Raw genomic sequence first — 14,659 nt, forward strand, 5'->3', positions numbered from 1 at the left:
CGAACGGGTGGGCGGGTGTTAGAGAAGCGGCTCATCATCCGCGGGCGGCGCGTCCTCAACCGGAGGCTGCTCGACAGGCGGCTCCGTGGCTCCAGGATCCACCGGCTCCTCGGTCGCTGGCGGAGTCCAATTGTTGTTCTGTTGGTTGTCTCGGGCAGCCTCTTCTTCGACCCGGGCGCGGTAATCATCATCGTGCAGCGCGATCACGGCGTCGCGATACGCAGCGAGAGCATTCTGTCCGGCTGAGGTATTCAGCTGCGCGCTCCCGACCACCGCCGCAGCGGCCGCCACCGCGTCGCGGAACTCCTGCTCCGCGACAGGGTAGTTCTCGACCTCAGCTTGGGCGTGCGCGGCGAATGACGAAGCGAACGTCGCGAGTGCGGTCGTGAATGTCGTACCCAGTCCATCAACGCTCGCTCGCGCCGTGCGGACCTCTTCGGCGCCAGAATCCACCACCTCAGACGATTCCTGCACTCGGTCGATGGCGTCGCCGACGCTCTGAAGTGAATTCTTGTCGACATCTCCGCGCACATATGGTTTCGGCGCCGCCGGGAGGACGATCTCGCTGAGCGACTTCTCATACACATCGACCGCTGCGATCGCTGCGTTGAGCGAGTCGGAGTCGGCGGTGCCCGGCTGCTCGTCCGTCTCTTGAAGCGACACGAGCGTCTTCCGTAGCGCCGCGGCTTCCGTGATGCCCTTCTGGATCGTCTCGTCCAGGCGCTCGATGGACGCCATGACGCCCTGTTCTGCGCCAGCCAACGCTGCCTCATCGCTCGTGAGGATCTGCACTGCACCAGCCGTCGGGCTCGCACTCGCCATCTGCACACCGGTGAACGTGGCCGTTCCGACGGCGACCACGATCGCGATCGCAGCCGCACCGACGTTCAGCCAGTCGATGCGGCGGTAGCCGCGAGACTTGCGTGCCTTCGCGTTCTTGACGAACCGTGGCGATGTCAGCGTCGGCGAGCTGTTCACCGCTGCCGAGTTCACGAGCGCCTTCAGCCGAACGACGTCGCGTCCGTCGTGGACAACCGGCTCAGCTCGTCGTCGCGGACCGACGAGAGTATCCAGCTTCGATGTATCCGGCGTCATTCTCAGCTCTCCGTGCGTGCGGGCCACGAGTCGCGCGGCGGGGTACTAGTGTCATTTAGGATACTCGGCCGTCGCCGACCAGCATTCGACCATCGGGAGAGCGATGACCATCCAGGATTACCTGCGCGTTCTGCGAAGGAATCTCGTCCTCGTTGTCTCGCTCTTCGTGATCGGCCTCTCGATCGGTGCGGTTACAGCCATCACCACCCCGACTCGGTACTCCGCCTCGACCGAGCTCTTCATCTCTGCGCAGACCAGCAGCGCGACGCCAGCAGAGTTGAACCTGGCCCGCACCTACGCTCAGCAGGCGGCAAGCAGTTACGTCGCGATCATCTCCAGCTCCCTCGTGCTGCAGCCGGTGATCGATGATCTGGCGCTCGACACCACCGCTGACGCACTGGCATCACAGATCAGCGCCTCCGCAGCCACCTCCAGCACGGCGATCACGTTGACGGTCACGGATGCGAACCCCGGCCAGGCCGCCCGTATCGCCAACGCCGTCGGAGACAGCTTCACCACCGTCGTCGCGGAGCATCTCGAGCGACCGATCGACACCCGGCCAAGCATCGTGCGCATCGACACGCTCGAGGCCGCACAGGTGCCCGTCACGCCCGCAGCGCCGAACATTCCGCTGATCGTGACGCTCGGCGCACTGCTCGGGCTCGCCGCCGGGGTTGGCGCCGCCGCCCTGCGCGCTGTGCTGGACAACCGCATCCGCTCGATCGAGGACGTCGAGCGCGCCGTCACGATCCCGATCCTCGGTGGCATCGCACTCGACCCGCACGCGCGGGAGCATCCCCTGGCCATCGCGGCAGATCCGCGCGACCGGCGCAGCGAGGCGTTCCGGGCGCTTCGCACGAACGTGACATTCCTCGCGGTCGGCGGCGACCCGGCAGCATTCGTGATCACGAGCGCCGGGCCTGGTGAAGGCAAGTCCACGACCGCTGCCAACCTCGCTATCGCGTTCGCCGAGACAGGCTCGCGCGTCGCCCTCCTCGACGCCGACCTACGCCTGCCACGAGTGGCCGAATACTTCGCGATCGAGGGCGGAATCGGGCTCACTGAAGTGCTGATCGGCCGCGTCGCGGCGAGCGATGCCATGCAGCGCTGGGGCCGGGGTGCGCTCTTCGTGCTCCCGTCAGGCATGATTCCGCCCAACCCGGCCGAACTGCTCGGCTCGGCGGCGATGACAAACCTGATCGCAGAACTGAAGCAGGCGTTCGACATCATCATCATCGACGCGCCTCCCGTGGGCCTGGTGACGGACGCTGCAGTGCTCTCCCGCCAGGCGGACGGAGCGATCCTGGTCGCCGCCGCGGGCAAGACACACACGCCCCGCCTGACGGATGCCGTCAGCAGCATCGAGAGTGTCGGAGCGAAGGCGCTCGGCGTCGTCGTGACCATGCTGCCGACCAAGGGCGTCGACAAGACCGCATACGGCGTTTACGGCTCTTATGAGCCGGTGAGCGGCTGAAACCGGGCCGATCGCGGCATCCGGGTAACCTGTAGACCGACACGGCGTCGCGCAGCGGCGTCAACGAACAACCGAGGGAATCGAACGCGTGGAGCTTCGCGACTACATACGCATCCTGCACAAGAACTGGATCGTCATCCTTGTGCTGCTGATCGTCGGCCTCGCCGGGGGCGCGGCCTACGCCTCGATGCAGGCACCGAAGTACGTGGCATCCACGCAGCTGTACGTGTCCGTACGCACCGAGGGAGCCGCCACCGGCGATCTCGTGCAGGGCACCACCTTCGCGCGTCAGATCGTCACCAGCTACGTCGACGTCGTCGGCACCGCCCTCGTGCTCGAGCCCGTGGTGGAAGAGCTCGGACTCGACGTCTCGGCGCAGGCGCTCTCGTCGCGTGTCTCGGCCACGACGCCGCTGAACACGGTTCTCATCGACATCACCGTCACCGACACGGACCCGAAGCAGGCGGCGAAGATCGCCGACGCGACCGCGGTGAGCTTCGCGAACGTGGTGCAGACTCAGCTCGAGCGTCCCGATGCCGAGGGCGGAGCCAGCCCCGTGCAGATCACTGTCACCGACCCGGCTGCCGAGCCGACGAAGCCGTCGAGCCCGAACGTGCCGCTGCTTATCATCCTCGGCGGGCTCCTCGGGCTCGCCGCCGGCATCGCCTTCGCCGTGCTGCGCAGCGTTCTCGACACCCGCATCCACACCCTCCACGATCTTGAAACGATCACCGACCGCCCGATGCTTGGCGGTGTGGCGTACGACCCCGAGGCGAAGAAGCGCCCGCTCATCGTGCACGCCGACCCGCGCAGCCCGCGCGCCGAGTCCTTCCGCACGCTGCGAACGAACCTGCAGTTCCTCGAGGTCGACTCCACGTCTCGAACCTTCGTCGTCTCGAGCGCTGGACCCGGTGAAGGAAAGTCGACCACGACGGCGAACCTCGCCATCGCCCTGGCGGAGACCGGCGCTCGCGTGGCCCTGATCGATGGCGATCTGCGTCTGCCGCGCGTCGCAGACTATATGGGCATCGAGGGCGGCGTCGGACTCACCAACGTGCTCATCGGCCAGATCGACGTCGCCGACGCACTGCAGAAGTGGGGCAAGAACGAGCTCTTCGTGCTGCCGAGCGGACCGATTCCCCCGAACCCCAGCGAGCTGCTCGGTTCGTCGGCGATGGATCGGGTGCTCAAGCCGCTCGAGGAATACTTCGACTACATCCTCATCGATGCTCCCCCGCTGCTGCTCGTCACCGACGCTGCCGTCGTCGGCAAGAAGACCCGCGGCATCATCCTCGCCGCAGCGTCGGGCAAGACGAAGAAGCCCGAGCTCGCCGGCGCGATCCGCACGCTCGAGACCGCGGGCGTGAACCTGCTCGGCGTCGTCGTGACGATGCTGCCGACCAAGGGCCCGGACAGCTACGGTTACGGGTCGTACACGTACGGCTCGACGCACACGCTGGAACAGGCACCCACTGAGCTGACGGCGGCGCAGGCTAAGCCGAAGCGGGCGCGGCGAGCGCGGACGAAGGTCGGGGCGTAGGGGCTTCACGTAGCTTCCGTTCCGAATACCGCGGCGGCGGTACGCGAACGCGACTCGTGATTTGGAGCTCACCTGTCTGAGCGTGCCGTTAGGGTGTCAGGCATGCGAGTGGGCGTATACATCGACGGCTTCAACCTCTACTACGGTGCACGAGGCCTCTGCGGACGCGGAGTTGCCGGATGGCGTTGGCTCGATCTTCGCGAACTGCCGGCGACGCTACTGACAGGACCCGGTGCCCACTGGGCGGACTCATCGATTTCTCGCGTCGTCTACTGCACAGCTCGCATCAAAGGCGCCGGAAACCAGTCGGGTCAGCACGATCAGGATGTCTATCTCCGAGCGCTCAAGGGACATAGCTCGGTGGATGTGATGGAGATGGGCACGTATGTCTCGCGTGTGGCCACAGCTCCTCTTGCGACGGCGGACAAGAAACAGCGACCTGTTCTTACCACTCCGAGTTGGCCGCTCATGGTGCGTGATTCAAACGGAGATGACAGCCCGCAGGCAACCTTCATGGCCTCGGTCGCACGGCGTGAGGAGAAGGGGTCTGACGTGAACGTCGCATCCCATCTCTTGCTTGATGTCCTCGAGAAGCGCGTGGACGCGGCGATTGTGATCAGCAATGACAGCGACCTGGAGTTTCCGATTCGCCAAGCTCGGGAACGTGTCCCCGTCGGTACGGTCAATCCAACGCGCAGTTATCTCGCGGGTGCGCTCGCTGGGAAGTCCACCGACGGGGTGGGAGACCACTGGTGGCATCAGCTGACGACCGCACAGATTACCTCGTCACAGTTGCCCGTTATCGTGGGCAAGCTGTCCCGACCAACTGGCTGGTGATTCCGCCGGATCCGGGAGCGTGCTATGTTTGGTCAATACCACTCGGTCCCTCTGGGGCCGAGTTTTTTCTTGCTTGCCCTGGCTGGCGCCGCCCCTTCGACGGGCTCAGGGAGCGTTGTCAGCCGGCGGCTTCGACGGGCGGAAGACGACCTTGTGGTAGAGCACGAAGCGGAAGAGCACCACGATCACGATGCTGATCAGGTTGACGACGTTCAGGGCGAACGCGCCGGTCGCGTGACCGACGATGGCCTCCAGCGCCTCGACGCCGAGCCAGACGAGGCCGGCGCCCAGCAGCGTGCAGACGCCGTTCGTCGCAAGGAACAGCACGAGCTCTGAGATCCGTCCTCGGCGGTCGCGGTGGCGGAACGCCCACTCACGATTGCCGATGTAGGCGTTCACGAGAGCGACCAGCGAGGCGACGATCTTCGATACGACCGGATCCCAGTCGAACACGAAGACGAAGAGGTTGAACGCCGCGATCTCGATCACGGTGCTGATCGCACCGACGATGAGGAACCGGCTTCCCACACCCGCCAGGCGTCGCAAACGGGCAGGGATCTTCACTCCATTAGAGTACTAGGTGCATGCGCTGCGACCGGCGCACCCACCAGCGCCTGAGGATTCCGTGACCGTCACCCATCTCGCCATCGTCATGCCCGCCTACAACGAGGCCGAGGGCATCCGAGGATTCATCGACGAGATCCGCGACCACGTCGCACCGCTCGCCGAGCGCGTCTCGTTCTTCATCGCCGACGACCGATCCACAGACGAGACGACGCACGTCTTCGACGACACGTCCGACGTCGAGGTGCAGACCCAGCCAGCGAATCGTGGCCACGGGCCGACTGCGCTTGCCGCCTACCGCCTGGGGCTGGCATCAGACGCCGACCTCATCGTGCACGTCGACGGCGACGGACAATTCCTGGGTACGGACTTCGTCCGCGTGATCCGCGCCATCGAGTCGACGTCGGCCGACGTCGTGCACGGCGTACGCGGCGGACGCACCGACCCCTGGTACCGGCAGGCGCTCACGGCGTGCGTCGGACTGCTGATCGCCGCGGCATCCGGTCGTCGCATCCCCGACGTCAACACTCCCCTGCGCGCCTACCGACCGGCAGCGCTGCGGGCGCTCGTGGATGCCGTGCCGGCCGACGCCTCCGTGCCCCACGTGCACTTCTCGCTGGCCGAGGCTCGCGCGGACTTCATCGTGCGCTACGTGAGCGTCACCAGCATCCCCCGCCGCGGCGAGTCGCAGAGCGGCACGATGTGGGGACGCGCCGCCAGTCTGCGCCTGCCCCCGAAGCGCCTGCGCCAGTTCGCGATCGCCGCCCTCCGCGAGACGTGGACGCAGTCGCTGCGCCCCTCGGCGCCGCTGCGCTCCGTCCGACGCCCGGTTCCTGTCGATTGACATGAAGACGCTTCGTTCTGCCCTGTTCTGGGTGCTGGCTGCGGCGCTGCTCGCCGGGCACCTCGTGCTCGCGTGGAACAGCCTGGTCGTCTGGCGCTTCTGGGAGGACGAGGCGTTCAACCTCACCGTCCCGCTGAACCTGCTCTCGGGCCTCGGCTACACGAGCGACGGCGCGCTCTCGGGCTCGACGCTGACACCGTTCGATCCGCGGATCTCGACCGGCCCGGTCGTGCTGCTTCCGGTCGCTGCGATGCTGGCGACCGGAATCGACCCGGTGATCGGCGGGCGCCTGATCCCGCTGGCCTACTGGGCACTGCTCCTGGCCGGACTCTTCGTGCTCGGGCGGCGAATCGGCGGGCGCTGGGCGGCACTCGCCGCGGTCGCCGTGCCGCTCGCGTTCACGACCGGTGTCGGCGTCTCGCCCATTCAGGGCCCCGCGGATCTGCTCGGCGAGATCCCCGCGGCGGCGCTGCTCGTGTGGGCGCTGGTCGTCCTGCCCCGCCGCACCTGGCTGGCCGGCCTGCTCGTGGGGCTCGCTGTTCAGGCGAAGCTCATCGCGCTGCTGGCGCTGCCCGCGTTCGCGGTGGCGCTGTGGCTGCTGCCGTCCGATGCTTCGACGGTCGGTGAGCGAGTCAAGACTCTGCTCAAGCGATCCTGGGTGCCGCTGCTGTTCGTGGCGCTGCCGACGTTCCTGGTCGAGGTGTTCGCGCTGATCTCGCTCGGGCCGGCCGGATTCGTGAGGCACCTGCGTGAACTCGCGTGGTTCGTCCGCAGCGGCGGGCAGGGCGGCGAGCCGACGACCGTGGTGTCGAAGTTGACGACGCTTGCCGACTCGTGGTCGCTGCCGGTGTGGGCAGCTGTCGTGCTCGCCGTGGTGTCGATCGGACTGATCGCCGCCGGACTCTGGGTTGCTCGAGGCTCGGACTCCGCGAAGAGCGTGTCGCTGTACGTGTGGCCGGCGTTCGTCGGTGCGCTCGCGTTCGTCGGGTGGTGGGCCACCGCATCTCACCTGCCGCTGTGGGTGCGGCATCCCGCACCCGGCGTGTTCGCGTTCTTCCCGATCCTGGCGGCTGCCGCCGTCTGGGCCTGCGGACTGCTATTCCGCGGACGCGGAACGCGCGTGGTCGCGGTGGTGGCGGCATCCGTTCTCGCACTCGGAATCGGCGCCGGGTCGGTACTGCACGTCGTCGTCGCGACGACTGCGGCGCGCTGGGAGACCCTCGCCATGCAGCGGGACGCCATCCAACCGCTCGCCGAATGGGTCGCCGAGAACGACGCCGAGTGGCTGGCCGCCGCTCCCTGGGGCGCCGCCGTCTCGCCGATCGTGCTCAGTGGAGCCCACGTGGGATTGTGGGATGCGCCCGCCATGAACGGCGTCCCTCGCCTGACCGGCGCGAAGTGCACGACCGACGTCCTCGCCGACAGCGGTCGCTACCGCATCTGCGCCGCGGAGTAGCCACGGAGCGAACCTGCTGCGCATCGGGTTTTCACCCGTCATGGAGCCGCCCGACGCGGGGGTTCTCCCCTTCGTGACGTCATCCGGAGAATTAACCGACGAATGTCTAGGCATCGCGTGCCGGGTTGGGCTAATGTGAGCGGCATCCGAACTGCAAGACAGTGAGCATCGAGTGGGATCGATGCGAGCAACCGTGATGTGGGATCACGTGTCTTGCAACCGTCGCAAGGGGTTGTGACGTTCGGATGCGCCGTGATGTGGGATCACGGTTACTGGGGATGAAACTGGGGAAGCAATGTCGCACTGGGGTATGCGTGCATGCACTGCTCGGGGTGCACGGACATGACGTCCGTGGAGAACGCTCTGAGCCTGACACGCGAGGACTCGGCCGTGATTTCGGCGTCCGTTCCGCGCGTACGGGTCGAGACGACCACGGCTCCGATGCCGCGCGTCTCGGCGACGCTGGAGCACCGTCTGCACTGGGAACGGGCGCACCGCGTCCGCCTCGGCCTGACGGATGCTGCCGTGATCGCGATCGCCACTGGCGTCGCCTCCGGAATCCAGCTTCATCTGGGTGAACCGCCCGTGGATGTCGTGACGCGCGCTGCGCTGTTGGCGACGGTGTGGTTCGCCACGCTGCTCGCCATGCGCACGAGCCTCACGGCTCTGTTCGGCTCGAGCACCGCCGAGTATCGGGGCATCGCGCATGCCTCCGGCCTCGCCATCGGACTGATGGCGGTTCTGGCCGTTCTACTCGACTGGGACTCGATGCGGCTCACCGTGCTCATCACCCTCCCCACGGGCCTGCTCGGCCTTCTGATGAGTCGGTGGTCGTGGCGGCGCTGGTTGAGCATCCAGCGTCGCCATGGCCGATTCACGTCGCAGACCCTCGTCGTGGGGAACCGCGATGAGGTCGAGTACGTCGTGCGCGCCCTCGAGCCGATCGGCACTGCCGGCTACCAGATCGTCGGCGCCACGCTGCTCGACGGCAACGCCCGCGAGATGGACCTCGGACGCACGACCGTCCCCGTGCTCGGCAACCTCAACACGGTCGCCGAGGTCGCCATCGCGCTGAACGCCGACACGATCATCGTCGCCGGTCGCCCCGAACGCGACCCTGACTTCATCAAGCGGCTCAGCTGGGAGCTCGAGGGCACGGCATCCGAACTCGTCCTCACCGACCACCTCGCCGACGTCGCCGGTCCCCGGCTGTCGTTCACACCGGTCGACGGCCTGCCGATGATCAAGATGCAGATCCCGACCTACGAGGGTGCAAAGCACGTGCTCAAGCGGGCCCTGGACATCGTCGTATCGACCCTCGCACTCGTGCCGATCATCTTGCTGACGCCGGTACTCGCGCTGCTGATCAAGCTCGATTCTCCCGGCCCCGTGTTCTTCTTCCAAGAACGCGTGGGCCGGGATGGGAAGCCCTTCCAGATCGTGAAGTTCCGCTCCATGCATGCGGATGCCGAGCAGCGGCTCGCCGCGCTGAAAGCGGCGAATGAGGGCTCGGGCCTCCTGTTCAAGATGAAGAACGACCCGCGCATCACGCGCGTCGGGCGGATCCTGCGCAAGCTGTCGTTCGACGAGCTGCCCCAGTTCTGGAACGTGCTCGCCGGCGAGATGAGCGTCGTCGGCCCGCGGCCGCCGCTGCCCAGCGAGGTCAGCGACTACGACGGCACCGTCTCACGCCGCCTCTACATCAAGCCCGGCATCACCGGGCTCTGGCAGATCTCGGGGCGCAGCGACCTGAGCTGGGACGAGAGCATCCGCCTCGATCTGCGCTACGTCGAGAACTGGTCGGTCATCACGGATCTGCAGATCATGTGGCGCACGGCCAGAGTCATGTTCGCTCCGAGAGGGGCGTACTGAGGGCGCGGGCGCACCGACAGCGCACACGCATCAAGACCCGAGGGGAGACGGGTGGATGACACACACAGCAGAAGAACGCACGCTGACACCGGCGATGAAGATCGCCATCGGCGTGGTCGGGGTACTGGTCGTCGGAGGCATCGTGACGGCCATGGTCTGGAACGGAGCGGGGCGGCCGGACGCGACAGGCGTCTCGACCACTCCGTCGGCCGAAGTCGCACCGACACCAGGGCCGCTGCCCGGAGCGACAGCGACGACGGGATCGGAGGTGCCGCCGTCGAACGACGAAGCCGACGAATCGCCGAAGAGCGGGACTGGCCATCCGCCGCTGTCGGAGATGGCCACGCAACCGCCCGCTGATCCTGCCCCCGAGGAGCCCCCGCTCGATGCCGCCGTTCCGCTGGTGAAGGCGCCTCTCCCCGCGCCGGCGTCACGCAACGGCGGCATCGTGTCGGGCTTCCCGACCCGCATCGCCACCGCCATGGACGACTCGAAGGTCGTCTCGACGTCGATCGCCACCGAGAGCACCGTCATGCAGGTCAGCCTCGTCGCCTCCAGCAGCACCGACCCGGCGAAGATCCGCGAGCACTATCGCAAGCAGTGGAGCGCCCTGGGCCTCGTCGAGCGCGGCGGCGGCACCGACACCCTCGCCATGGCCGGAGCCTTCGAAGCGCTCACACTCAGCGTGACGTCGACCGGTACCGGCAACGTCTACACGATCTTCGGCGTCTTCAAGACGGAGTGACCCGTGTACATCTCCTTCACGAACACGCCCAAGCAGGCGGACACAGAAACCCAGGGCAAGAAGCGCCGGCCGGGGCGACGCACCGTCTCATCGACCGTCGTCACCCTCGGCATCGTCTCGATGCTCACCGACATCTCGTCCGAGTCGGTCTCGGCGATCCTGCCCCTCTACATCACCGGGTTCCTCGGCATGTCGACCATCGCGTTCGGATTCCTCGACGGGTTCTACCAGGGCATCAGCGCCCTGGTCCGGATCGCCGGCGGCTACACGTCCGACCGGCTCGACCAGCCCAAGTGGGTCGCCTTCACCGGGTACGCCCTCGCCGCGGTCGCCCGCGTCGGGCTGCTGTTCGCGTCCGGCTTCGGAGCGCTGACGGCGGTGATCACGGCAGACCGCATCGGAAAGGGCATCCGAACGGCGCCACGGGATGCCGTGATCACCGCATCATCGAGACCTGCGAACCTCGGGGCAGCGTTCGGCGTGCACCGGACCCTCGACAACATCGGCGCCGCCATCGGACCGCTGCTGGCGTTCTTCATCCTGCTGCTGATCCCTGACGGCTACGGCACGATCTTCGTCGCCTCGCTCGGCTTCGCCGTGGTCGGCGTGACGATCCTCGGGCTGTTCGTCCCGAATGTGCGGTCGCGCTCCCGCGGGTCGTTGAGCGAGCCCAAGCCGAAGTTCGACTGGAGCTCGATCACCTCGGGCCCGATGCGGCGCGTGCTCGCGGCATCCGGCATCCTGGGTCTGCTGACCATCGGCGACGGGTTCATCTACCTGGTGCTGCAGGCGCGCGGCGACTTCGCCGCGCAGTGGTTCCCGCTCATGTACGTCGGCACGAACATCGCCTTCCTCGCCTTCGCGATCCCGCTCGGGCGGCTGGCCGACCGCGTCGGCCGCGCACGCGTCTTCGTGTACGGCCACGTGGGCCTGCTCGGCGCGTACCTCGCCGCGATCGTGCCGATGGCCGACATCGCGGCCACGATCCTCTGCCTCGCCCTGCTCGGCGCGTTCTACGCCGCGACCGACGGCGTGCTCGCCGCACTCGCCGCACAGCTGACGCCACCTGAGGCCAGGGGTACCGGGATCGCCGCGGCGCAGACCGTCGTGGCGCTCAGTCGCTTCATCTCGGCAGCCGGTTTCGGCATCTACTGGTTCCTCGTCGGCCGCGAGGTCGCGATGATCACTGTCGCAGCTCTGCTGCTCGTCGCCGTCCCGGTGGTCGCCTGGCTGCTGCGAGCGCACCTCGCAGCCCCGCGCGATGCCGTCGAGTCGGCCGATGCGGAGCAGAGCCAATGACGCCCCGCACGAAGTGGATCATGATCGCCGTTGTCTCGGTGATCGCGCTCGGCGGCACGGTCGGCATCGGCGTCTCCGCCTGGGCCGAATACCAGCAGCGGCAGAACGCGCCATCGGCCGCCGACACGACGACCGACGAGCTGCCGGCGGGCGACCGCATCCTGTTCCGCAACACGGCATCCGGGCAGGGATACGGCCATGTCGCCGCTGTTCCCCTCACCGACACCGCCGGGGCGCGCACGGTGCTCGACATCGTCTGCGACCGGGTCGCGGCATCCGCCGATGCGATCTCGTGCCTGCGCTCGGAGCGCGGCATCACCCCCAACTACCGGGCGCGTGTGTACGACGCGGCCGGCACGACGGAGCGGCTCGACTGGGCACTGCCCGGCATACCCAGCCGCACCCGCTTCTCGCCCGACGGCTCGCTCGTCGCCACGACCTCGTTCGTCACCGGGCACGCGTACGCGACGATCGGATTCTCGACCGAGACGATGATCCACAGCACCGCCGACGGCGAGAGCTTAGGCAGCCTCGAGGACTGGACGCTCCTCATCGACGGAGCACCGAGCGCACCGCTCGACCGCAACTACTGGGGCGTGACCTTCGTCGACGACAACACCTTCTATGCCACTGTCGGCATGACCACCACCGGCGAGACGCACCTCATCATCGGCGACATCGCAGAACGCACGTTGACCGCGCTCGCCGACAACGTGGAATGCCCCTCGCTCTCCCCCGACGGCACGCGCATCGCGTTCAAGCGCGTCACGTCCGGGTCAGGCCCGACCGTGCACTGGACGCCGGCGATCTACGACATCGCCTCCGGCGCGGTGACGGTGCTGGATGCCGAGTCCCGCAGCGTCGACGACCAGATCGCCTGGCTCGACGACGACACCCTGCTCTACGGGATGCCGAACAATACCGCCGGCGACTCCGATGTGTGGTCGCTGCCCGCCGACGGTTCAGGTACCCCGACAGTCCTGATCGAACACGCGTGGTCACCCGCCGTGGTGCCGGCGTCGCCGGGAGAAGAGAGATGAGGAAGCCATGGTCAGTGTGATCATCGCCGCGCACAACGAGGAGTCCGTCATCGAGCGGTGCCTCGGGGCGCTTCATCGCACAGGCACACCGCTGCAGATCGTCGTCAGCGCGAACGGGTGCACTGATGCCACCGCCGAGCTCGCCCGGTCGCTGAACACGACGGTGGTCGAGCGATCGGCGGCTGGGAAGGCCGGGGCGCTCAACGCCGCGGAAGAGGTCGCGACCTCGTTCCCGCGGGTGTATCTGGATGCCGACATCCTCGTGCCTCACGGCGGCATCGCGGCCCTCGCCGCCGCTCTCGACGATGACGCCGGCGTGCTGGCGACGATGCCGCGCCGACGGGTCAACACCGCAGGGCGGCCCTGGGCGGTGCAGGCGTACTTCCGGATCAATCAGCGCCTGCCGGTGTTCCGCAGCGGGCTGTTCGGGCGAGGCTTGATCGTCCTCTCCGAGGCGGGTCGAGCGCGCTTCGGGGTCTTCCCCGACATGATCGCCGACGACCTCTTCCTCGACGGGCAGTTCGCCGCCGAGGAGAAGTTCGAGGTGCCAGAGGTCGAAGTCGTCGTGGAGGCGCCGTGGACGACCGCCGATCTGCTGAACCGGCTCGTGCGAGTGCGGCGGGGCAACACGCAGATGCGGCGGGCGACCGCTGATCGGAGCGGCACGGGCAGCGTCCGGCCGTCGGATCGCTGGTCGTGGCTGCGCGATGTCCTGCTCAAGGAGCTCTCGCTCGCCCCATCGGCCGCGGCCTACGTCGCGATCACTGTCATCGCCGGCGTCCGGTCCCGGCGCACATCGAACCGCAGCTGGGGTCAAGACGCCAGCACGAGGATCATGTCCCAGACCGCAGCGAGCGTGCAGCCATGACGATCCACCTCTGCTTCCACGGCATCGGCTCGATCCGCCACGAGCGCGAACCGGGCGAATCGCGCTATTGGATCAGCGAGGGCGTCTTCCTCGGCATCCTCGATCGTGTCCGCGGCCGGACCGACGTCGAGCTGAGCTTCGACGACGGCAACCGGTCGGATGCCGACATCGCCCTCCCCGCGCTGATAGAACGGGGTCTGGGTGCGACGTTCTTCGCCCTCGCCGGCCGGCTGGACGACCCGCTGAGCCTGGGTCGCGACGACCTGCGACAGCTGCACGCGTGGGGAATGCGGGTCGGATCGCACGGGTGGGATCACGTGCCCTGGCGCGGGCTCGACTCCGCCGATGCGCACCGAGAGTTCGTCGAAGCGCGTTTCGCGCTCGAAGAAGCGTCGGGGATGAGCATCCGGCACGCCGCGCTCCCCCTGGGACGATACGACCGCAAGACACTGCGCCGACTGCGGGATGCCGGCTACCGGGCCGTCTTCACGAGCGATCGCTTCCCGTCGAACGACACAGCCTGGCTGCGGCCGCGCTACAGCGTCACGGCGACGGACACGGTCGATTCAGTGGTCAAGATCCTCGACGGCCGACCGGGCATCGACAGCGCCGTCCGCCTGGGGAAGAGTCTCGTCAAGCGCATGCGCTGACCGGCGGAGCAGCATCCACGCGGCCAGCGCACCGATCAGTGCACCGGAGGAGTTCGCGATGACATCCCGCAGAGTCGGTTCGCGCATCGGGATGACGATCTGCACGAGTTCCACCATCGCGGAGAGCACGACGGCGATCAGCAGGCCCAGAACGGGGCGGCCGATCAGCAGCGTCAGCAGGAAGCCCGCCGGGACGAACAGCAGGATGTTGGCGACGAACTCGACCCAGCCGGATCCGAACCAGTCAAGCCGGAACGTGCCGGCGAGCCAGTCCGCGATGCCGTGCACGATGGCGCTGAACGACACCGGGAGCACGAGGATCGCCGCCGCGGCGAGCGCGTACACGACGAGCGCCCCGAGCACCCAACCCCGTCT

14 protein-coding genes are annotated in these 14,659 nt (G+C 67.6%); 11 read left to right on the plus strand and 3 right to left on the minus strand.

All coding sequences use genetic code 11. The annotated features are described in order from the left end of the window. Window positions 1-18: 18 nt before the first annotated feature. Entirely contained in the window at window positions 19-1,095 is a 1,077-nt protein-coding gene (locus LQZ87_RS14835; protein ID WP_230104212.1) for a hypothetical protein, read from the minus strand. Window positions 1,096-1,198: 103 nt separating this feature from the next. On the opposite strand from LQZ87_RS14835, the gene LQZ87_RS14840 reads away from it, so the two are divergent. The 3 genes from LQZ87_RS14840 (at window position 1,199) to LQZ87_RS14850 (ending at window position 4,946) form a co-directional block, all read left to right on the plus strand. Further along, complete coding sequence (locus LQZ87_RS14840) at window positions 1,199-2,569, plus strand: polysaccharide biosynthesis tyrosine autokinase (RefSeq protein ID WP_230104213.1); 1,371 nt, start codon at window positions 1,199-1,201, stop codon at window positions 2,567-2,569. 88 nt (window positions 2,570-2,657) lie between these two features. After that, a complete protein-coding gene (locus LQZ87_RS14845; RefSeq protein ID WP_230104214.1) occupies window positions 2,658-4,109 on the plus strand; it encodes a polysaccharide biosynthesis tyrosine autokinase in 1,452 nt (483 codons plus the stop codon). A gap of 102 nt (window positions 4,110-4,211) precedes the next feature. Beyond that, entirely contained in the window at window positions 4,212-4,946 is a 735-nt protein-coding gene (locus LQZ87_RS14850; RefSeq protein WP_230104215.1) for an NYN domain-containing protein, read from the plus strand. Between the two features lie 105 nt (window positions 4,947-5,051). On the opposite strand, the gene LQZ87_RS14855 is transcribed toward LQZ87_RS14850, so the two are convergent. Then, window positions 5,052-5,510, minus strand: coding sequence for a GtrA family protein (locus tag LQZ87_RS14855; protein WP_230104216.1), 459 nt, complete (start codon window positions 5,508-5,510; stop codon window positions 5,052-5,054). Between the two features lie 61 nt (window positions 5,511-5,571). Here LQZ87_RS14855 and LQZ87_RS14860 point away from each other — a divergent pair, with 61 nt between their 5' ends. The 8 genes from LQZ87_RS14860 to LQZ87_RS14895 all read left to right on the plus strand — a co-directional run bounded on the left by LQZ87_RS14860 (window position 5,572) and on the right by LQZ87_RS14895 (window position 14,284). Beyond that, entirely contained in the window at window positions 5,572-6,354 is a 783-nt protein-coding gene (locus tag LQZ87_RS14860) for a glycosyltransferase family 2 protein (protein ID WP_230104217.1), read from the plus strand. A gap of 1 nt (window position 6,355) precedes the next feature. Continuing rightward, window positions 6,356-7,810, plus strand: coding sequence for a hypothetical protein (locus tag LQZ87_RS14865; RefSeq protein ID WP_230104218.1), 1,455 nt, complete (start codon window positions 6,356-6,358; stop codon window positions 7,808-7,810). Window positions 7,811-8,200: 390 nt separating this feature from the next. Next, a complete protein-coding gene (locus LQZ87_RS14870; protein ID WP_230104219.1) occupies window positions 8,201-9,682 on the plus strand; it encodes a sugar transferase in 1,482 nt (493 codons plus the stop codon). Window positions 9,683-9,737: 55 nt separating this feature from the next. After that, window positions 9,738-10,427, plus strand: coding sequence for a hypothetical protein (locus tag LQZ87_RS14875; protein ID WP_230104220.1), 690 nt, complete (start codon window positions 9,738-9,740; stop codon window positions 10,425-10,427). Between the two features lie 3 nt (window positions 10,428-10,430). Continuing rightward, window positions 10,431-11,726 (plus strand): MFS transporter, encoded by a 1,296-nt coding sequence (locus LQZ87_RS14880; protein WP_230104221.1) that lies wholly within the window; start codon window positions 10,431-10,433, stop codon window positions 11,724-11,726. Beyond that, window positions 11,723-12,766, plus strand: a complete 1,044-nt coding sequence (locus tag LQZ87_RS14885) for a hypothetical protein (RefSeq protein WP_230104222.1) — start codon at window positions 11,723-11,725, stop codon at window positions 12,764-12,766. Before LQZ87_RS14880 ends, LQZ87_RS14885 begins: the two co-directional genes overlap by 4 nt. A 7-nt stretch (window positions 12,767-12,773) precedes the next feature. Further along, window positions 12,774-13,634: a glycosyltransferase gene (locus tag LQZ87_RS14890; protein ID WP_230104223.1), complete on the plus strand. Its 861-nt coding sequence runs from the start codon at window positions 12,774-12,776 to the stop codon at window positions 13,632-13,634. Further along, the gene (locus LQZ87_RS14895; protein ID WP_230104224.1) at window positions 13,631-14,284 is read left to right on the plus strand and encodes a polysaccharide deacetylase family protein; all 654 of its coding nucleotides are present in this window, start codon (window positions 13,631-13,633) and stop codon (window positions 14,282-14,284) included. Before LQZ87_RS14890 ends, LQZ87_RS14895 begins: the two co-directional genes overlap by 4 nt. On the opposite strand, the gene LQZ87_RS14900 is transcribed toward LQZ87_RS14895, so the two are convergent. Next, the coding region (locus LQZ87_RS14900) for a VanZ family protein (RefSeq protein WP_230104225.1) at window positions 14,201-14,659 on the minus strand (459 nt) is incomplete at its 5' end. The genes LQZ87_RS14895 and LQZ87_RS14900 overlap by 84 nt on opposite strands.

The organism is Microbacterium sp. Bi121 (genome assembly GCF_918698005.1).
Lineage (GTDB): Bacteria > Actinomycetota > Actinomycetes > Actinomycetales > Microbacteriaceae > Microbacterium.